This window comes from Halochromatium glycolicum (assembly GCF_016584085.1).
GTDB classification, from domain to species: Bacteria; Pseudomonadota; Gammaproteobacteria; order Chromatiales; family Chromatiaceae; genus Lamprobacter; species Lamprobacter glycolicus.
Genome location: NZ_NRSJ01000036.1, coordinates 21921 through 39396, shown reverse-complemented (window position 1 = coordinate 39396; position 17476 = coordinate 21921). Strand labels below are relative to the sequence as shown.

Annotated in this window: 18 protein-coding genes; 9 read left to right on the top strand and 9 right to left on the bottom strand. The window is 65.3% G+C overall.

The features are described 5' to 3' along the window. Positions 1-482 precede the first annotated feature (482 nt). Positions 483-1349, bottom strand: coding sequence for a YicC/YloC family endoribonuclease (locus CKO40_RS17120; RefSeq protein WP_200347665.1), 867 nt, complete (start codon positions 1347-1349; stop codon positions 483-485). 548 nt (positions 1350-1897) lie between these two features. Between CKO40_RS17120 and rph the strand changes: the two genes are divergently transcribed. The 5 genes from rph (at position 1898) to CKO40_RS17095 (ending at position 5683) form a co-directional block, all read left to right on the top strand. Then, positions 1898-2626: a ribonuclease PH gene (rph, locus tag CKO40_RS17115; RefSeq protein ID WP_200347664.1), complete on the top strand. Its 729-nt coding sequence runs from the start codon at positions 1898-1900 to the stop codon at positions 2624-2626. A gap of 144 nt (positions 2627-2770) precedes the next feature. Beyond that, positions 2771-3448, top strand: a complete 678-nt coding sequence (rdgB, locus tag CKO40_RS17110; protein WP_200347663.1) for an RdgB/HAM1 family non-canonical purine NTP pyrophosphatase — start codon at positions 2771-2773, stop codon at positions 3446-3448. Continuing rightward, complete coding sequence (locus CKO40_RS17105) at positions 3445-4143, top strand: YggS family pyridoxal phosphate-dependent enzyme (RefSeq protein WP_200347662.1); 699 nt, start codon at positions 3445-3447, stop codon at positions 4141-4143. The genes rdgB and CKO40_RS17105 overlap by 4 nt, the downstream gene beginning before the upstream one ends. Before the next feature lie 137 nt (positions 4144-4280). After that, entirely contained in the window at positions 4281-5111 is an 831-nt protein-coding gene (gene proC, locus CKO40_RS17100) for a pyrroline-5-carboxylate reductase (protein ID WP_200347661.1), read from the top strand. Then, positions 5108-5683 (top strand): YggT family protein, encoded by a 576-nt coding sequence (locus tag CKO40_RS17095; RefSeq protein ID WP_200347660.1) that lies wholly within the window; start codon positions 5108-5110, stop codon positions 5681-5683. Before proC ends, CKO40_RS17095 begins: the two co-directional genes overlap by 4 nt. Positions 5684-5967: 284 nt before the next feature. Here the strand turns inward: CKO40_RS17095 and CKO40_RS17090 are convergent, their stop codons facing one another. Beyond that, positions 5968-6651, bottom strand: coding sequence for a sulfite exporter TauE/SafE family protein (locus tag CKO40_RS17090; protein WP_200347659.1), 684 nt, complete (start codon positions 6649-6651; stop codon positions 5968-5970). Positions 6652-6722: 71 nt separating this feature from the next. On the opposite strand from CKO40_RS17090, the gene pyrE reads away from it, so the two are divergent. After that, positions 6723-7388 (top strand): orotate phosphoribosyltransferase, encoded by a 666-nt coding sequence (gene pyrE, locus CKO40_RS17085; protein WP_200347658.1) that lies wholly within the window; start codon positions 6723-6725, stop codon positions 7386-7388. 442 nt (positions 7389-7830) lie between these two features. On the opposite strand, the gene argB is transcribed toward pyrE, so the two are convergent. The 5 genes from argB to CKO40_RS24505 form a co-directional block, all read right to left on the bottom strand. Then, positions 7831-8727, bottom strand: a complete 897-nt coding sequence (gene argB / locus CKO40_RS17080) for an acetylglutamate kinase (RefSeq protein ID WP_200347657.1) — start codon at positions 8725-8727, stop codon at positions 7831-7833. A gap of 130 nt (positions 8728-8857) precedes the next feature. Further along, positions 8858-9316 carry a dUTP diphosphatase gene (dut, locus tag CKO40_RS17075; protein WP_200347656.1) on the bottom strand — a complete coding sequence of 153 codons (459 nt, stop codon included), beginning with the start codon at positions 9314-9316 and terminating at the stop codon, positions 8858-8860. After that, positions 9294-10526 carry a bifunctional phosphopantothenoylcysteine decarboxylase/phosphopantothenate--cysteine ligase CoaBC gene (gene coaBC / locus CKO40_RS17070; protein WP_200347674.1) on the bottom strand — a complete coding sequence of 411 codons (1233 nt, stop codon included), beginning with the start codon at positions 10524-10526 and terminating at the stop codon, positions 9294-9296. The genes dut and coaBC overlap by 23 nt, the downstream gene beginning before the upstream one ends. A gap of 127 nt (positions 10527-10653) precedes the next feature. Then, positions 10654-11001: an HVO_A0114 family putative DNA-binding protein gene (locus tag CKO40_RS17065; RefSeq protein WP_200347655.1), complete on the bottom strand. Its 348-nt coding sequence runs from the start codon at positions 10999-11001 to the stop codon at positions 10654-10656. Between the two features lie 87 nt (positions 11002-11088). Beyond that, positions 11089-11295, bottom strand: coding sequence for a toxin-antitoxin system TumE family protein (locus CKO40_RS24505; RefSeq protein WP_338074210.1), 207 nt, complete (start codon positions 11293-11295; stop codon positions 11089-11091). Between the two features lie 294 nt (positions 11296-11589). On the opposite strand from CKO40_RS24505, the gene radC reads away from it, so the two are divergent. From radC to rpmG, 3 genes are all read left to right on the top strand, one after another. Further along, entirely contained in the window at positions 11590-12267 is a 678-nt protein-coding gene (radC, locus tag CKO40_RS17055) for a RadC family protein (RefSeq protein ID WP_200347654.1), read from the top strand. A gap of 425 nt (positions 12268-12692) precedes the next feature. Continuing rightward, positions 12693-12929 carry a 50S ribosomal protein L28 gene (gene rpmB, locus CKO40_RS17050; RefSeq protein WP_200347653.1) on the top strand — a complete coding sequence of 79 codons (237 nt, stop codon included), beginning with the start codon at positions 12693-12695 and terminating at the stop codon, positions 12927-12929. Positions 12930-12963: 34 nt separating this feature from the next. Next, positions 12964-13131, top strand: coding sequence for a 50S ribosomal protein L33 (gene rpmG / locus CKO40_RS17045; RefSeq protein ID WP_005222974.1), 168 nt, complete (start codon positions 12964-12966; stop codon positions 13129-13131). On the opposite strand, the gene CKO40_RS17040 is transcribed toward rpmG, so the two are convergent. Both CKO40_RS17040 and CKO40_RS17035 read right to left on the bottom strand, forming a co-directional pair. Continuing rightward, positions 13124-16255, bottom strand: coding sequence for an efflux RND transporter permease subunit (locus CKO40_RS17040; RefSeq protein WP_200347652.1), 3132 nt, complete (start codon positions 16253-16255; stop codon positions 13124-13126). The two genes, rpmG and CKO40_RS17040, sit on opposite strands and share 8 nt — an antisense overlap. Continuing rightward, positions 16252-17352 (bottom strand): efflux RND transporter periplasmic adaptor subunit, encoded by a 1101-nt coding sequence (locus tag CKO40_RS17035; RefSeq protein WP_200347651.1) that lies wholly within the window; start codon positions 17350-17352, stop codon positions 16252-16254. Before CKO40_RS17035 ends, CKO40_RS17040 begins: the two co-directional genes overlap by 4 nt. Positions 17353-17476: the final 124 nt, after the last annotated feature.

Here is a 17476-nt window from a genome sequence, read left to right as displayed (position 1 = left end):
CGTCAATGTCCCCCCATCACTGCCCCCAGCGCCGTGACGCGACCCGGAACGGTTGAGGAAAACCGAAAATCGGTTTGCGATGGGTATAGCAAGGGAACAAAACCTTGCGCTTCGATGCCGGCTGGGCAAATCCTTCAGGCCTGGACCCGGCGGCAAACGCAGCTGCTGCACGCTGCTCAGTTGGACGAGGAGGCAGTACAACGCCAAGGTCTTAGGCGATTTCTGTCAAAGCTCATACCGCCTTGCTGGTCTCTTCGCTCGCCTTCTTCGTCGCGCCGCCGGTCACATAGCCCGGCTATGCTCCCGGCGACGCTCCTCGAAGGCAAACGAACATCCTGCGCAATTCGGTACGAGCTTTTCCGGCAATCGCCTTAGCGTTCGACGTGCTGGTCGGCGAGCTATCAGCACTCGCGTAACAGTCGGCGCCGGTCTGTATACCGACGCTACAGCACACGATATTCTTGGCTGAGACAGAACATGATCTACTCTAGGTTCTGAACCTGCTCGCGCATCTGCTCGATCAGAACCTTCATATCCACCGCTGCGCGGGTGACATCCGCATCGGAGGATTTGGAGCTGAGGGTATTGGCCTCACGATTGAGCTCCTGCATCAGGAAGTCGAGACGCCGACCGATCGGCTCGTCGGCATCGAGCGTGCCCCGGATCTCGGTGAGGTGGCTCGCGAGCCGATCCATCTCTTCGTCGACGTCCAGCCGTTGCGCAATCAGGGTCATCTCCTGCTCGAGCCGAGCCTCGTCAAGCTCGTCGCGGACCTCGGAAAGGCGCTCGGCGATCCGGGCACGGATTCCGACGAGCACTTCGGGCATGCGCTCGCGGACCTCATCGACTCTTGCCTGGAGCTTATCGCAGCGCTCGAGCAGCAGGTCTTTCATTCGGTCACCCTCGCGCTCGCGAGCCTCGACCAGTGAGTCGAGCGTCTGCTCGAGCAGCGTCAACGCCTCGTTGCCGAGGCTGTCGAGGTCCTTCGGCGGTTCCTCGAGCATGCCGGGCCAGCTCAGCAGATCGAACAGGTGAGGCGCGGCCGGCTCGCCGATGCGGGTCGCAATCTCATCAGCGGCCTTCAGCAGCTGCTCGAGCAGCACCCGGTTGACGCGCATCTCGCCTTGACCACCGGTTTGCCCGGACAGCCGCAGCGTAACGTCGATCTTGCCGCGACTCAGATGCCGGCCGAGAACCTCACGAACCTTCGGCTCGAGCCCGCGCAGCTCATCGGGCAGCCGAAGATGCGGTTCGAGATAGCGATGGTTGACGCTGCGGACCTCCCAGGTCAGTTCACCAGCCTCGGTGCTGCAATCTTGGCGGGCGAAAGCGGTCATACTTCTGGCCATAGCGAGTGCTCCGGAGCGGGTAAACGATTGAACGACGCCGAGGCCGCGATCGACCTGGTGCACAGTCAGACACAGCGAGGCGCAGACGTCATTCTATTCCAATCAGTTGCCCCATAGCTGGAGACCGCATGCTGCGGCCCTGACACCAACGACCACGAACGACCACGAACGACGTTCAGGTCCGTCGAGAACGGCATCCAAGGCGAGGCGCAGGCAGCTGCTGCGCATGCTGGCGGCGCACTGCCGATGGGGCGGCGACCCGGGTCCACGGAGTCCTGTCCACTCAGCCGGGTCCGTCCAACCAGATGCCTCCGGGTCGGCTCGCTCGGCCGATTCCACCGCGTGTTGACCGCATCGGCGATCCGACCCGGGCATTCGGCTGCACGCCGCTCATTGCGCGGCCGGATCACCGTCGCGCAATCGTGCGACAATTGCAACGCAGGCGCCCCAAATCTGCCGCGTCAGCGACTCAGGTGCCTGCGGCTGTTCGCCAAGGCGCCGACCGCCAACACCAGAATCGCCTTCTTCGCCGATACCGGAGCCGCCTCATGCGCCCATCCGCCCGTCTCCCCGATCAACTGCGTCCGGTGCGCTTCATCCCGGGCTTCACCAACCAGGCCGAGGGCTCGGTCCTGGCCGAGTTCGGTGAGACCCGCGTACTCTGCACGGCCAGCGTCGAGGAGCGCGTTCCGCCGTTCCTGCGCGGTTCCGGGCAGGGCTGGATCACAGCCGAGTATGGCATGCTCCCGCGTTCGACCGGTGAGCGCACGCCGCGCGAGGCGGCACGCGGGCGCCAGGGCGGACGCACGCTCGAGATCCAGCGACTGATCGGCCGCTCGCTGCGCGCGGCGGCCGACCTCGAGCATCTCGGCGAGCGCACCATCACGCTCGATTGCGACGTGATCCAGGCCGACGGCGGCACCCGCACTGCGGCGATCAGCGGCGCCTGGATTGCGCTGCATCTCGCGCTGCAAGGGCTGCTCACAACCGGCAAGCTCGAGCAGACGCCTTTGAGCCGGCAGGTCGCCGCGGTTTCGGTCGGGGTCTACCAGGGCACCCCGGTCCTCGATCTCGATTATGCCGAGGACAGTACCGCCGAGACCGACATGAACGTCGTCATGACCGATGACGGCGGGCTGATCGAGGTGCAGGGTACCGCCGAAGCAGCGCCATTCTCGCGCCCCGAGCTACTCGCGATGCTCGATCTCGCCGAGCTTGGCGTCAATGCGGTCATGGCCGCCCAACGTGCGGTGCTGAGTGGCGAGCGGACACCTTGAGCCGCACATGACAGGCCACTGCGCAACGGCGCCTAATGAAGGTATCTTAGCGATCCGGCATCCTGATTCTTACTACAGGCGCATGCCATCAGCGCCTGCGAGCTGATCCCTATTTCCAACAACCAACGCCGCAACCTGCTCCGCATGCAACCAAGCCCTGAGAGCCACGAGATCGTCCTCGCCAGTAACAACCACGGCAAGCTGCGCGAGATCGAGGCCTTGCTCGCCCCGGCCGCGCTGCAGTTGATTCCCCAGGGCCAGCTGGGCATCGAGGCCGCTGAGGAGGCCGGTTTGACCTTCGTCGAGAACGCCATCCTCAAGGCCCGCCATGCCGCACGGGCCAGCGGCCGGGCCGCGATCGCCGACGACTCCGGGATCGAGGTCGACGCACTCGACGGCGCACCAGGCATCTACTCGGCCCGCTATGCCGGTCCCGACAGCTCGGACCAAGCCAACTGCGACAAGCTCCTCGCGGAACTGGCGGCACGGGCCGGTTGTGACCGCAGCGCCCGGTTCCAATGCGTGATGGTCTATCTGCGCCATGCCAGCGATCCAACCCCACTGATCTGCCAGGGCACCTGGGAAGGGCTGATACTGGACGCACCGAGAGGCGAGAACGGGTTCGGCTACGACCCGATCTTCGGCGTGCCGACACACGGTCTCAGCTCCGCCGAGCTCGATCCCGAGACCAAGAACGCACTGAGCCATCGCGGGCAGGCGCTGCGGGCACTGGTCGCGAATCTGCTCGAGCGCCCGACACCCTATAATCGACACGCCGGTAGCACCGCAGCGCAACCGCCTGGTAGAAGGGAAGCAAAATGACGTCTTCTCAGGCCCAGGGGATCGCCGAGCGAATCGATGCAGTGCGCACCCGGATCGCCGACGCCGAGGCCCGCTTCGGACGCGCGCCAGGCAGCGTACAACTGCTCGCGGTGAGCAAGGTGCAGCCGGCGCAAGCCATCCGTACGGCCTTCGAACAGGGCCTCAATGCCTTCGGCGAGAGCTACGTCCAGGAGGGTTGCGACAAGCAGGCCGATCTGGCCGATCTGCCGATCACCTGGCACTTCATCGGCCGCATCCAGCGCAACAAGACCAAGACCATCGCTGAGCACTTCGACTGGGTGCATGGGCTCAGCGATCTCCGCCACGCGCAGCGTTTGGGCACGCAGCGGCCTGCTGGGCGCGCACCGCTGCGCTGCTGCCTGCAGGTCAACCTAAGCGGTGAGGCAAGCAAGGCCGGTGCCCCGCCGGAGGCCCTGCCCGAGCTGTTTGAGGAATGCAGTCAGGTCCCCGGTATCGAGGTCGAAGGCCTGATGACGCTACCGGCCCCGGCCGATGAGCTCGATGCGCAGCGACAGCCGTTCGCGGCCCTGAGGGCGCTGCGCGACCGGTTGGCGACCCCGACGCGGCCCCTCGCGACCCTGTCGATGGGGATGTCCCACGATCTTGAGGCCGCTATTGCCGAGGGCGCTACAATGGTACGCATCGGTACCGCACTCTTCGGACCGCGCCATTAGAAACCCTAACAGAATACCCTATGGCCCCTGAGGCCAGTTGGATCAGAAGCTTGCGCGAGTCAAGGGGCTGCTTTGATAGGGTCTCTCAGTCCGACTACCTCTGCAACCGACTGCACGGAATATCGTCCTTTATGCCCATGACCCAAACCCGTATCGCGTTCATTGGCGGCGGCAACATGGCGCGCAGCCTGATCGCCGGTCTGATCGCCGATGACTATGACCCGGCCGGCCTTCGAGTCTGCGACCCTGACCACGAGAAGCGCGAGCAGCTCGCCAGCAACTTTGGTGTGCCGGTGAGCGAGCAGGCCGCCGAGGCGGTCACCGACGCCGAGGTCATCGTGCTCTGCGTCAAACCGCAAGTGGCGGCGGATGCCTGCCGCGAGCTCGCTGCGCTGCTGCACACCCCGCATCCGCTGCTCATCTCAGTGATGGCTGGCGTGCGCGAGGCGACGATCATGGGGTGGCTCGGCGGCTCCGTGCCGCTGGTCCGCGCCATGCCGAACACCCCTGTGCTGGTGCAATCCGGCGCAATCGGCCTGCATGCCGGTGCTGACACCAACGCAGAGCAGCGCAATCTTGCCGAAGAGGTACTACGTGCAGGCGGGCTCACGCGCTGGGTCGATACCGAGGCCGAGCTCGATACCGTGACCGCGCTCTCGGGCAGCGGCCCGGCCTACTTCTTCCTATTCATGGAGGCGCTCGAGGCCGCCGCAATCGCAGAAGGCCTGGACCAGGAGACGGCGCGGCTGCTCACGATCCAAACCGCCCTCGGCGCGGCTCGGATGGCGGTCGAGAGCGATGAATCGCCGCGGCAGCTGCGTCAGCGCGTGACCTCGCCGGGCGGAACCACCGAGCGTGCGATCGCGGCCTTTGAAGAGAGCGGCCTGCCTGGCCTGACGCTGCGGGCCGTTGCGGCAGCCCGACGGCGCGCGCGCGAGCTTTCTGATCTGATCGGGGACGAACAATGACCGAAGCCTACTTCACCAATCCGCTGATCTTCCTGGTCAAGACCCTATTCGGTCTGTTTATCGCACTGGTCATCATCCGTTTCCTGCTGCAATGGGTGCGCGCTGATTTCTACAACCCGATCTCGCAGTTCGTGGTCAAGTTCACCTCGCCGGTGCTGCGGCCACTGCGCAAGGTCATCCCAGGCTATGCCGGAGTGGACTTCGCTGCGATCGTGCTCGCGTGGCTTCTAAAGGCCTGCGAGCTTGCGCTGCTCTCGATGCTGATGGGGCTTGGACGCAATCCACTCGCCGCGCTCGGCTGGGCGTTGCCGGCACTGGTCTCGCTCGTGATCAGCATCTTCCTGTTCGCGGTGCTGATCCGGGTGATCCTCAGTTGGGTCAACCCCGATCCCTACAACCCCGGCGTGATGCTCCTCAGCGACGTGACGGACCCGATCATGCGGCCCGCCCAGCGCCTGCTTCCGCCAATGAGTGGCATCGATCTGTCACCGATGGTGGTGATGATCGGGCTGGTTCTGCTGCAGATGTTGCTGCTGCCGCCGTTGCGTCTACTCACCGGCAGCCCGTTCTAAGGCGATTTCTGTCAAAGCTCATACCGCCTTGCTGGTCTTTTCGCTCGCCTTCTTCGTCGCGCCGCCGGTCACATAGCCCGGCTATGCTCCCGGCGACGCTCCTCGAAGGCAAACGAAAATCCTGCGCAATTCGGTACGAGCTTTTCCGGCAATCGCCTAAGAGCCGTTCTCCCTTATTGTTCCAGCGGCACCAATCCAGACCGAGGAGCCGCTTATTGCCTGTATCTGGCGGCTTCTTGGTGTCCGGATCACATAAGTCGGGACAATGGCCGAGCAGCGCCAGCTCAAAACGCCAGCAGCTGCCAGAATGCGTAGAGCGCAAAGCCGATCACCAGCGCTCCTGCAGCCTGACGCAGCCAGCGCTGTTCGATCAGACGAGCCGCCGCGCCTGCCAAGAGACCAATCCCGAGCAGGTTCGGCAGGGTGCCGAGACCGAACAGCAGCATCAGCAGCGCGCCCTGAAGCGCGCTACCCGAGCCGGCCGACCAGATCAGGACGCTGTAGACGAGACCGCACGGCAGCCAGCCCCAGACCAGACCAACCGCGAGCGCCTGCCACCAGCGCCTGACAGGGATGAAACGCCGCCCGAGCGGCTCGATCCGCTGCCAGAGCAGGGCCCCGAGCCGCTCGACGCGGGTCAGGCCCTGCCACCAGCCTCCAAGATAGAGCCCGAGCGCCAGCATGAACGCCGCCGCGACGCCGTAGAGGATTCGCTGGGTCAGGTGCAAGGGCACGAGCTCGAGCGCAACCGCGCCCAGCGCACCCATGAGCGCCCCGGCGAGCGTGTAGCTGCCGATACGGCCGATGTTGTAGGCGAGTTGAAACGGCAGTTGGCGGGCGATTTGGGCCCGCTCTTCGCGCGGCAGCCCGGCCGTGAGGGTCGCGACCACGCCGCCGCACATGCCGATGCAATGCACGCCGCCGAGCAGCCCGACCAACCAGGCGGTCAGGAGCGTTCCGGAGATCATCGGAGCGTGCGAAGACGCAGCGATCGCCGCACGCTATGATGTCTGGTCGCCGCGGACAACAGATCGGACCCATGCATTCCTACCAACGTGAATTCCTCCGCTTTGCGATCGACGCCGAGGTCCTGCGCTTCGGCCGCTTCACGCTGAAATCCGGCCGCATCAGCCCTTACTTCTTCAATGCCGGCGGCTTCGACAGCGGCGCCAAGCTCGGCAAGCTCGCCCATTTCTACGCCCAAGCCATCATCGCGGGCGGGCTGCAGGCCGATGTGCTGTTCGGCCCAGCCTACAAGGGTATCCCGCTGGCCGCCGCGACCGCCATCGCCCTCGCCCACGAGCTCGGCCGGGATACCCCCTTCGCGTTCAACCGCAAGGAGGCCAAGGACCACGGCGAGGGCGGCGAGCTGGTCGGCAGCCCGCTCCGGGGCGATGTGCTGCTGATCGATGATGTCATCACGGCCGGGACCTCGATCCGGGAGTCGGCCGCCTTGCTCGAGCGTGCCGGCGCCCGTCTCGCCGGGGTGATCATCGCCCTGGACCGCCAGGAGCGCGGGGACGGCGAACGCTCTGCGGTCCAAGAGGTCGGCAATCGCTATGGTATTCCGGTCCAGAGCATCGTCACGCTCGATGATCTGATCCAGTATGTCGCCCATCACAATGCCACCGCGCCGGGAACGCTCGAAGCGCTGCAGCGATATCGCGACGAATACGGCTGCGCGAGCCAACCCCCATCACATTGAGCGCGCAAACGAAAGCGTCGACGCCATCGCAGTTTCCGCGCCGGCGCTGGGCTAGCCTTTAGGCGATTGTCGGAAAAGCTCGTACCGAATTGCGCAGGATGTTCGTTTGCCTTCGAGGAGCGTCGCCGGGAGCATAGCCGGGCTATGTGACCGGCGGCGCGACGAAGAAGGCGAGCGAAAAGACCAGCAAGGCGGTATGAGCTTTGACAGAAATCGCCTTAGGCAGACTCCGGCGCAGCGGCAGGGACCCTCCCGCAGGGTTGTTCGGCCATCATCCCCGCGGGAGGCGTGCCCTCTCTTCCCAGCGACACGCCCGCAGCAGTCCCAGCCCAAGCCACCCATCCGGCCCAGACCAGACGAGCGTTTCGGCTGCACGCCGATCTTGTGCTAGGCTCAAAGACGACAGGCCTCCGGGCGCTTTGCTTCGCGCTGACGCTCTCGTTCAACGGCCACTGATCAGGGTGCCGACCCCCTCATCGGTAAAGAGATCCAGCAGCACCGCATGCTCGACCCGGCCATCGAGGATATGGGCCGCACGGACACCGCCTTGTACCGCCTCCAGCGCGCACCGCGTCTTCGGCAGCATGCCGCCGTGGATCACGCCCTCGGCCACCAATGCATTGACGCGCGCGACATCGAGCTGACGGATCAATTCACCCTGCTGGTCGAGCAGACCGGCGGTATTGGTCAGCAGGATCAGTTTCTCGGCTTGCAATACCTCGGCCATCTTGCCGGCGACCAGATCGGCATTGATGTTGTACGAGAAGCCGTCCTTGCCGACCCCAATCGGCGCGATCACCGGGATGAAGTCGCCTTGGACCAGCATATTGACGACACTCGGATCGATGCTGTCGACCTCACCGACGTGGCCGAGGTCCAGGATCTCGGGCGCGGCCAGCTCCGGGGCGTCGCGCTGCACGACCAGCTTGCGCGCATGGATCAGGTCGCCGTCCTTGCCGGTCAGACCGACCGCAGCGCCACCATGCCGGTTGATCAGGTTCACGATCTCTTTATTGACCGTGCCGCCGAGCACCATCTCGACCGCGTCCATGGTCTCGCGGTCGGTCACCCGCATGCCTTGGACGAACTCGGTCACCTTGCCGAGCCGCTTGAGTAGATCGCCGATCTGCGGCCCCCCGCCATGGACGATGACCGGGTTGATCCCGACCAGCTTCATCAGCACGATGTCGCGCGCGAAGCCGTCCTTGAGCGGCTGCTCGACCATCGCATTGCCACCGTACTTGATGACCATGGTCTTGCCCGAGAAACGCCGGATATAGGGCAGCGCCTCGATCAGGACACGGGCGATGTTGTGGGCGCTTTCTGCAGCGAGCGACATCGGAGATCCTCTAGTCAATACCTATTCGAAAACCAGCCGAGGGCTGATCGTTCAGCGCTCATCTCAAGAAGCCCTAACGATCATCAGGGCACGCCACCGGAAAACGAAATGACGCGTGGTCGGCTCAATCTCAGTGCCGACCGCTATGACCGAAGCCGCCCTCGCCGCGTGCGCTGTCGTCGAAACGCTCCACCAGCTCCAGCTGCGCGTGCACCACCGGCACTAGGACAAGCTGTGCGATCCGTTCGCCGACCTCGATGCAAAAGACATCCTGCCCGCGGTTCCAGCACGAGATCATCAGCTCGCCCTGGTAATCGGAATCGATCAATCCGACGAGATTACCGAGCACGATGCCATGGCGATGGCCGAGTCCAGAGCGCGGCAGGATCACGGCGGCCAACTGCGGGTCCGCGATGTGGATCGCGAGCCCGGTCGGGATCAGCTCGACCGCGCCGGGCGCAAGGCTAAGCGGGGCTGGGAGCATCGCCCTCAGGTCCAGTCCGGCCGAGCCGGCGGTCGCATAGCCGGGCAGCGGAAACCCGCCCCCCAGTCGGTCGTCCAGGACCTTAACCTGCAATCTGTGCGCCATAACGCTCCTCGATCAGCGCCGCGAGCGCCGCCGCCAATGCGGGCTTCGGCATCATCGGCAGTTCGCGCCGGCCTTCGCGCCAGAGACAGATCAGCGCGTTGCGGTCGGACTCGAACCCGCCCTCGCCGGAGCCGACCTGATTCGCAGCGATCATCGAGAGCCGCTTGGCCTCCAGCTTCGCGCGCGCGTGCACCTCGACCTGATCGGTCTCGGCAGCGAAGCCAACGGTGAAGGGCGGCTTGTCCAGCGCCGCGACGCGCGCCAGGATATCTGGATTGCGCACGAGCCGCAGCCCGATGCTGTCGGCGTCCTTCTTGATCTTTGCCGATGCCGACGTCTCCGGACGATAGTCCGCCACCGCGGCGGCGGCGATGAACATCTGGCAATCGGTGACACGCTCCATGACCTCGGCCTCCATCTCCAGCGCCGACTCGACCGCGATCGGCGCGAGGCCAGGTCCAGGTGCAATGCTCGTCGGCCCCGCCACCGCGGTCACCTGCGCCCCACGCTGCTGTAATGCCGCAGCCAACGCATAGCCCATCTTGCCCGAGCTGCGATTGCCGATGAAACGCACCGGGTCGATCGCCTCGCGCGTTGGGCCGACCGTCATCAGCACCTGGACCCCCTGCAGACCCCCACCGCTGCCCGGCAGCAGTACCGCCGCGATCTCTGCCGGCTCGACCATGCGACCGGACCCGACCTCACCGCAGGCCTGCGACCCGGAATCGGGGCCGAGGAGCCGTACATCTCGCGCAGCCAGACGCGCGATGTTCTCCTGAGTCGCCGGATGCGCCCACATCTGATGATTCATTGCCGGCGCCAACGTCAGCGGCGCCTGCGTCGCCAGCACCAGGGTCGTCAGCAGATCATTGGCGAGGCCATGAGCAAGGCGCGCGATCAGATCGGCCGTCGCCGGCGCGATCACCACCTGATCCGCCCAGCGCGCGAGCGCGATGTGGTCCATGCCTGCCTCGGCCTCCGGATCGAGCAGCTCACTGCGCACCGGATGCCCACTCAACGCCTGCAATGTCAACGGCGTGATAAAGGCCCGCGCCGCCTCGGTCATCACGACCCGGACCTCAGCGCCGCGCTCGATCAAACGCCGCACCAGATCCGCACTCTTGTAGGCAGCGATGCCGCCGCTAATGCCGAGCAGCACGCGCGGCGCGCGCGATACCGTCTCGACTGCGCGAGGCGCCGCGGAGGCCATTGAGTCGAATGCCTGATCGCTGCCAGTCATCCTCTCAATCATACCCGATCGCTCCACGAGATCGCCGCAGTTGCTTCGTCGTTATGAAGGGCTTTTCGATGCACGCGACGCCTTGCGCCAACAGCCACTATGCCGCCTGCGCGCGGGCCACTAGCTCCAAGCGCACCTCATCATAGGGTAGGTGCAACTTGCCATCAGCGGTCTTGTCGATCAGCCCGCAGCCAACCATGAGCTGCGCATCGGTATGCACCCCCTTGACATCGCGGCCAACGCGCCGGGCCAACTCGCGCACGCCCAACGGTCCCGCCCCGGTCAGCGCTTTAAGGATGGCCCAGCGGTTGGCCGTCAGTGTGGAGAGTAGGTCGGACGCCGTCTGGAAGGTGTACGCGCAGCCCTGCGGCTCGCCGCGAAAGCCGGCCCGCATGCTGGCTTTCACATCATCCAGGTTGGCGACATTGATCGTCAGTGTGGTCATGGCCTCCCCCTCATATTGTCCCGACTTATGTGATCCGGACACCAAGAAGCCGCCAGATACTGGAAATAGGCGGCTCCTCCGTCTGGATTAGTCCCGGCGGAACAATACGCGGCTGACATCGGACCAGAAATCCTCGACCAGCCGATCCGGATCGGTGAATTGGTAGGGAATCTCGCGATCGTCCAAGTGCTTGTGGTCGCCCTTGCCGGCCTCGTTGTCGTAGCGCAGCACGCAGACGCCATTGACGACCAGGGCCAATCGATGCTTGAAAGGATGCGCGCTACGGATGCGCACTACCAGGAAGCGGCACCGGGAGCTGCCAAATCGACAGATCCACGAAGACGTCTTCCCGGAGTTTGATACGGCGTTTCTGGATCAAGGTCGCCGGCATGCTGTAATAATAACAACATCTCGCGGTGTTGTCACCGAGACAACATCCGGCGACGTCTTGATGATGGGGATTTCCTCGGCCTATCCTGATCCCGTCGCTCCACATTGGGCGACCGGGTCTAAACAGCCTGTAAGCACGAGTGCAAAGGCGCTCACTCGATGGCGCTTTTTTGGAAGGAAAATCCCAAAGATAAGCGCATGACCAAGATCACCGACCTGCCGAAGGACGAGCGCCCGCGCGAGAAGCTGCTAACACGAGGCGCCGAAGCGCTGACCGATGCCGAGCTGCTTGCAATCTTTCTACGCACCGGCGTCACCGGCAAGAGCGCGATCGACTTGGCCCGCGATCTGCTCGGGACCTTCGGAGGTCTAGCCAATCTGCTCGCCGCAAGTCAACGCGAGTTCTGCCAGGCAAAGGGGCTCGGGGCCGCGAAATACGTGCAGCTGCAGGCGGTGATGGAGATGAACCGCCGTTATCTGCGCGAGCAGATCACCGGCCGCAACGTGCTGACCAGCCCCGATGCGACGCGCGACTACCTGAAGCTCAGGCTACGCGGACTGCCCCACGAGGTCTTTGCCTGCCTGTTCCTCGACAACCGCCACCGCGTGATCGAGTATCGCGAGCTGTTCCGCGGCACGATCGATGGCGCCAGCGTCCACCCGCGCGAGGTCGTCACCGAGGCATTGCGCTGGAACGCCGCAGCGGTGATCTTCGCGCACAACCATCCGAGCGGCGTCGCCGAGCCGAGCCAAGCCGATCTCAGGATTACCCGCAGGCTCTGCGACGCCTGCGACCTGATCGATGTGCGCGTGCTCGACCACATCATCATCGGCGAAGGCGAAGGCACCTCGTTCGCCGAGCGCGGCCTGCTCTGACCAGTCAGATCGTCTTCAGGCATGTCGAGTCAGGCAAATCAGGATCTGACTGCGCGTGATGCTGAAGACCCGTCTGCGCCAGCCCGCACGCGATCTTGACTCGGGCATCATTTTTAGATAGCTTTTATCGGCTTAGGCGATTGCCGGAAAAGCTCGTACCGAATTGCGCAGGATTTTCGTTTGCCTTCGAGGAGCGTCGCCGGGAGCATAGCCGGGCTATGTGACCGGCGGCGCGACGAAGAAGGCGAGCGAAAAGACCAGCAAGGCGGTATGAGCTTTGACAGAAATCGCCTTAAGTACACCGCGTTCGTCGAGCGCCTGATCATGTCGCATCGGCAGCGCTCGTCGCGGCCGCGGCCGGCCACCCCTGTCCGGAGCCGTCCGCCCCATCGCCGCAGTGATCATCCGCTTTGGAGCCCTGCATCATGTCCAAGATCTGCCAGGTCACCGGCAAACGGCCGCTGACCGGATTCAACGTCTCTCACGCCCACAACAAGACCAAGCGGCGGTTCCTGCCGAACCTGCACTATCATCGCTTCTGGGTCGAGAGCGAGAACCGCTGGGTGCGCCTGCGCGTCTCGACCAAGGGCATGCGCATCATCGACAAGCTCGGCATCGACGCCGTCCTCTCGGACCTGCGTGCACGCGGCGAGCGTGTCTGAGCAACGATCCGAATTCACTTAGGAGCGAGCAACCATGGCCAAGGCCGCACGAGAAAAGATCCGCCTGAATTCCAGCGCCGGCACCGGGCACTTCTACACCACGACCAAGAACAAGCGGAATCAGCCCGGCAAGATGGAGATCAAGAAGTTCGATCCGGTCGTGCGTCAACACGTCATGTACAAGGAAGGCAAGATCAAGTAGGCCCTGCAGGCGCCGCTGTCGTCGGTGCTGATCCCTCCTCCCGCGCCAATCGCTGCGCGACCGCACCCGGTGACTGGGTGCCGCGCGCCAGGGTCGCATAGGCGACCGGCACCACGAACAGCGTGAACAGCGTCGCCGCGAGCACGCCGAACAGGATCACGGTGCCGATCACCATGCGGGTCTCGGCGCCGGCGCCGCTGCTCAGTAGCAGCGGGAGCGACCCCGCCGCGGTCGTGATCCCGGTCATCACGATCGGACGCAGCCGCACATCGGCGGCCTCGAGCAGCGCGTCGCCAAACGCCTTGCCCTGATCGCGCAACTGATTCGCGAACTCGACGATCAGGATGCCGTTCTTGGCCGACAACCCAACCAGCATGATCAGCCCGATCTGGCTGTAGATGTTCAAGCTCTGCCCGGTCAGCCAGAGCCCGAGCAAGGCCCCGGCCATCGCCAACGGCACCGTCAGCATGATCACCAACGGATGGACCCAGCTCTCGAACTGGGCCGCGAGCACCAGGTAGACCACCGCGACCCCGAGCAGGAATACGAACAGGATGCCCTGCCCGGCCTCCTGGAAGTCGGCGGACTGGCCCTTGTAGTCGATGACCGCCTGCTCGGGCAGCTGCTCATCGGCCAGCCGGTTCAGATAGGCGAGCGCATCGCCGAGCGCCAGATCGTCGGCCAGGTTCGCCTCCAGCGTGATCGCGCGCACCCGGTTGTAGCGGTTCAGACTCTTCGACTCGGCGGTCTCCTCGACCCGGACCAGGTTCCCGAGCGGGATCAGCTCGCCGCTGCTCGCCGAGCGCACATAGAGGTTGCTCAGGCTCGCCGGCGTGCGCTGCGCATCGCGCTCGCCCTCGACGATGACGTCGTACTCCTCGCCGGCATCGAGGTAGGTCGTCACCCGGCGCGAGCCGAGCATGGTCTCCAGTGTCCGGCCGATGGTCTCGACGCTGACACCGAGATCGGCGGCGCGGTCGTAGTCGATCCGTATCCGCAGCTGCGGCTTGGTCTCCTTGTAGTCCCAATCGATCCCTTGCAGGCCCGGATTGTCCCGCTCGATCTCGGCGAGCAGGATATCGCGCCAGGCGGCCAGCTCCTCATAGGTGCCGCCGCCGATCACGAACTGCACCGGCTTGGCGATACGCCCGCCGAACCCTTGACGCATCACCGGGAAGGCGCGCACCCCAGGCAGGTCGGCGAGCTTGGCCCGGATCTCGTCCATCACCAGCTGGGTCTGCCGGCGCTCGCCGAACGGCGCCATCACCATGATCACGATGCCGCTGTTGAAGACCTCGGTGTTGCCGAAGCTGCGCGGGGCACGCACCAGCACCCGGATCGCTTCGCCCGATTCAGCGTAAGGCAGCAGGCGGCGCTCGATCTCGTCCATGTACTCCTCCATGTAGGCATAGGACGCGCCTTCGGGGCCGTTCACGAGCACGAAGAAGGCGCCGCGGTCCTCGCTCGGCGCATACTCCTGCGGCAGCTGCTGCAGCAGCCACCAGGCGCCGGCCAGCGTAGCCAGCAGCATCAGCAGCACCAGCCAGCGCTGGCGCAGGAAGAACCGCAGCAAAACGCCGTAGCCGCCGCGCAGCCGATCGAAGGCCCAGTCGACCCCGACCGTCAGGCGTGCGCGGCGATGGCCCTCAGGCAGCAGCTTCGAGGCCAGCATCGATGACAGGGTCAAGGCGACGAAGGTCGAGAAGCCGACCGCGGCGGCCATCGTCAACGCGAACTCGGTGAACAGCCGCCCGATGTCGCCCTGCAGGAACGCGATCGGCACGAAGACTGCGACCAGCACGATGGTCGTCGCCACCACCGCGAAGCCGACCTGGCGGGTGCCGCGGTAGGCCGCGACCAGCCGCGTCTCGCCGTACTGCTCCATCCGACGGTGGATGTTCTCGAGCACGACGATGGCGTCGTCGACCACCAGCCCGATCGCCAGTACCAGCGCCAGCAGGGTCAGGATGTTGATCGAGAAGCCGAGTACCAGCAGCACGCTGAAGGTCGCGATCAGCGACACCGGCACCGTCACCGCCGGCACCAGCATCGCCCGTGCCGAGCCGAGGAACAGAAAGATCACCAGCACCACCAGCGCGATCGCGATGCCGAGCGTCTTATAGACCTCGAGGATCGCATCCTTGACGAACACCGAGGTGTCGTAGCTCTGGAAGATCCGCATCCCCTCGGGCAGGGTCGGGTTCAGCCGCGCCATCTCGGCTTTGGCCGCGTCGGCCACCGTAATGGTATTGGCCGTCGACTGCTTGATGATCCCCAGGCCCACCATCGGTGTGCCGTTGCCGCGGAAGAAGGTGCGATCCTCCTCGGTGCCGCGCTCGACGCGGGCGACATCGCCAAGCCGGACCAGATAGCCGTCCGAGCCGCGCGCGATCACCAGCCGGGCGAAGTCGTCGGCGGTCCGGAACGCGCGCTCGGTGCGCACGCTGAACTGCCGGTCGAGCGACTCGACCCCGCCGGCCGGCAGCTCGACGTTCTCGGCGCGCAAGGCCTGCTCGACATCGGAGACGGTCAGCCCGCGCGCGGCGAGCGCATTGCGGTCGATCCAGATGCGCATCGCATAGGTCTGGCTGCCGCCGACCCGCACCCGCGCAACGCCGTCGAGGACCGAGAAGCGATCGACCAGATAACGCTGGGCATAGTCGGTCAGCGCCGGCACCGACATCCGCTCGCTGGCCAGGTTCAGCCACATGATCACGTCGTCGCTGCTATCGACCTTCTGGATGTCGGGCGGCTCGGCCTCGACCGGGAGCTGATCGAGGATGCCCGAGACGCGATCGCGGACATCGTTGGCCGCGCCATCGATATCGCGGCCGATCCCGAACTCGATCGTGATCCGCGACTCGCCGTCCTCGGAGCTCGACTCGATGCGCTCGATGCCCTCGACGCCGGCGATCCGGTCCTCGATCAGCTGGGTGATCCGGGTCTCGACCACGCTGGCCGCCGCACCGGGATAGACGGTTTGGACCGAGACCACCGGCGGATCGATATCGGGATACTCACGCAACGGCAGCCGATCGAAGGCGACCAGCCCGAACGCGACCAGCAATAGCGACAGCACCGCAGCGAACACCGGCCGTTTGACGGCCAGATCGGACAGGATCATGGCGTGCGCCCCGCCTCACCCGCGTCCTCGCCGGATGGCTGCGCGAGCAGCTCATCGAGCGCCCGTTCGCCATCATCGATCGCCATCACCTGGACCGGCTGACCGGGCCGCGCCTTATCCGCGCCGTGGGTGATGACCAGATCGCCGGCGCTCAGGCCCGCGGTCACCTCGACCTCGCCCGGCCGGCGCAGCCCGACCTCGATCGGGCGCTGCTCGGCGAGCCGCTCATCACCCTCACCCTCGGCAACGCGCATCACCGAATGCTGGTCGCCACGCTGCATGACCGCCGCCTCCGGGATCATCAGCGCCTCGCGCGGGTTGCGCAGCAGCTCGACCCGCATCAGCAGCCCAGGGCGCAGCGTTCGCTCCGGATTCGGGAGCCTGGCACGCACCTGCACCGTGCGCGTGACCGGATCGATGCGGCTGTCGATGCTCGCGACCGCGCCATCGAATAGCCGATCGCCGAGCGCCGCCGCGCGCGCCTCGATAGCGACGCCCGGCGCCAGCGACGGCAGATACAGGCTCGGCACCGCGAAGTCGAGCTTCATCACACTGTCGTCATCGAGCGTCGTGATCACGTCGCCGGGCTCGACCAGGGCACCGAGGCTGATGTCGCGCAGTCCGACGACCCCCTCGAACGGCGCCTTGACCAGCCGGTCGGCCAGCTGCGATTCGATCGCAGTCAATGTCGCCTCGGCCGTGCGCAGATCACGCCGGCGCTCGTCGAGCAGCGAGGCCGAGGCCGACCCGGCGGCCGCCAATGACTTGACGCGCCGATACTGCTGCTCGGCCTCGGCCAGGCGAGCCTGCGCCTCCTCGAGCCGAGCGTGCTCCTCGACGCTGGTCATCTCGACCAGTAGGTCACCCGCCTGAACGCGTTGGCCATCGTCGAAGTGGATCACCGAGACCGTCTCGGTGACGTTCGCGGTGATGGTCACCGACTCATTCGCCCGCAGCGTGCCGAGTGCTTCGACACGATCGGCCACCGGCTCGAGCTCGGCAATGCTCGCGATGACGCCGACGGGCGCGGAAGGCTGAGCCACGACGATCTGAGCCGCCAGGCCCAGCACGAGCAACGGTGCTGCGATCCTCAACATCAAAGCGGATTCCTCTGGTCGATCATCACACCAAGATGGGGCGAATCGCGAAGAAAACAGGCTCATCGGTGGCGCTCAGGCCCGGCATGGCGACTCAGCAACCCGGTTCGACAAGACGCCAGCC

What these genes read in the sequence shown, in the direction of transcription:
- pyrE (WP_200347658.1), top strand. Translation starts at nt 6,723, where the DNA reads ATGCATTCCTACCAACGTGAATTCCTCCGCTTTGCGATCGACGCCGAG.
- proC (WP_200347661.1), top strand. Translation starts at nt 4,281, where the DNA reads ATGACCCAAACCCGTATCGCGTTCATTGGCGGCGGCAACATGGCGCGC.
- rpmB (WP_200347653.1), top strand. Translation starts at nt 12,693, where the DNA reads ATGTCCAAGATCTGCCAGGTCACCGGCAAACGGCCGCTGACCGGATTC.
- rdgB (WP_200347663.1), top strand. Translation starts at nt 2,771, where the DNA reads ATGCAACCAAGCCCTGAGAGCCACGAGATCGTCCTCGCCAGTAACAAC.
- radC (WP_200347654.1), top strand. Translation starts at nt 11,590, where the DNA reads ATGACCAAGATCACCGACCTGCCGAAGGACGAGCGCCCGCGCGAGAAG.
- CKO40_RS17120 (WP_200347665.1), bottom strand. Translation starts at nt 1,349, where the DNA reads ATGGCCAGAAGTATGACCGCTTTCGCCCGCCAAGATTGCAGCACCGAG.
- CKO40_RS17065 (WP_200347655.1), bottom strand. Translation starts at nt 11,001, where the DNA reads ATGACCACACTGACGATCAATGTCGCCAACCTGGATGATGTGAAAGCC.
- rph (WP_200347664.1), top strand. Translation starts at nt 1,898, where the DNA reads ATGCGCCCATCCGCCCGTCTCCCCGATCAACTGCGTCCGGTGCGCTTC.
- CKO40_RS17095 (WP_200347660.1), top strand. Translation starts at nt 5,108, where the DNA reads ATGACCGAAGCCTACTTCACCAATCCGCTGATCTTCCTGGTCAAGACC.
- CKO40_RS17090 (WP_200347659.1), bottom strand. Translation starts at nt 6,651, where the DNA reads ATGATCTCCGGAACGCTCCTGACCGCCTGGTTGGTCGGGCTGCTCGGC.
- CKO40_RS17040 (WP_200347652.1), bottom strand. Translation starts at nt 16,255, where the DNA reads ATGATCCTGTCCGATCTGGCCGTCAAACGGCCGGTGTTCGCTGCGGTG.
- CKO40_RS17105 (WP_200347662.1), top strand. Translation starts at nt 3,445, where the DNA reads ATGACGTCTTCTCAGGCCCAGGGGATCGCCGAGCGAATCGATGCAGTG.
- rpmG (WP_005222974.1), top strand. Translation starts at nt 12,964, where the DNA reads ATGGCCAAGGCCGCACGAGAAAAGATCCGCCTGAATTCCAGCGCCGGC.
- coaBC (WP_200347674.1), bottom strand. Translation starts at nt 10,526, where the DNA reads ATGGCCTCCGCGGCGCCTCGCGCAGTCGAGACGGTATCGCGCGCGCCG.
- CKO40_RS17035 (WP_200347651.1), bottom strand. Translation starts at nt 17,352, where the DNA reads ATGTTGAGGATCGCAGCACCGTTGCTCGTGCTGGGCCTGGCGGCTCAG.
- dut (WP_200347656.1), bottom strand. Translation starts at nt 9,316, where the DNA reads ATGGCGCACAGATTGCAGGTTAAGGTCCTGGACGACCGACTGGGGGGC.
- argB (WP_200347657.1), bottom strand. Translation starts at nt 8,727, where the DNA reads ATGTCGCTCGCTGCAGAAAGCGCCCACAACATCGCCCGTGTCCTGATC.